The 692-nt window shown below is 63.2% G+C and carries 1 protein-coding gene; it reads left to right on the forward strand.

Features of this window, described 5'->3' with window-relative positions; genetic code table 11:
- The coding region (locus tag IEW17_RS20655; protein WP_505669470.1) for a DUF3858 domain-containing protein at positions 1-630 on the forward strand (630 nt) is incomplete at its 5' end.
- Positions 631-692 lie beyond the last annotated feature (62 nt).

Raw genomic sequence — 692 nt, forward strand, 5'->3', positions numbered from 1 at the left:
GAGCGCCGCCTCGACCTGTTTTTGGATGCCGTGGGCGGGGCCACCGCCACGGCCCGCACCGTGCGCACCGGCCAGGAGCAGGACCTCTACGCCTCGCTGCTGCACGAGTTGAGCCCGGCTGAACAGAAAAAATACATCACCGACCGCCTCAAGCTGCCCACGTTCACGCTTACCAAGTACAGTCTGGCCGCCGCTGCCACCGGCGCTACTCCGGCCGTGGTCGAAACCATGGCCCTGGCCCTGCCGGGCTTTGCCATGCCCAGCGGCAAACGGGTATTTGTGAGCTCCAACCTGCTCAGCCGCCTGTCGGCATTGCCCCCGCAGGTAGGCGAGCGCCAGACGGGCCTCTGGCTGCCCCGCGCCAGCCTGCAAGCCGATACCGTGCGCCTGCACTTCCCTGCGGGCTTCAAACCGGAGAATATGCCCGCACCAGTGCAGTTCAGCACCGCTTACGGCACCTACGCCAGCCAGTACACGGCCCTGCCCGATGGCACGGTGCAGTACATCCGCCGCCTGGAGCTAAAGCGCGGCTCCCTCCCCAAATCAGCCTACGCCGGCTACCTGGATTTCCGTCGCAAAATTAGCAACGTCGACAAAGCGCAGCTGGTACTGCTTAAAACGGAAAGCTAAGTAGTCACGCAAAAGTAACGGTGTACTTTTGGCCGACCTCCATTAAGACGTGTTCGATGCGT

Source organism: Hymenobacter frigidus (genome assembly GCF_014640435.1).
GTDB lineage: Bacteria > Bacteroidota > Bacteroidia > Cytophagales > Hymenobacteraceae > Hymenobacter > Hymenobacter frigidus.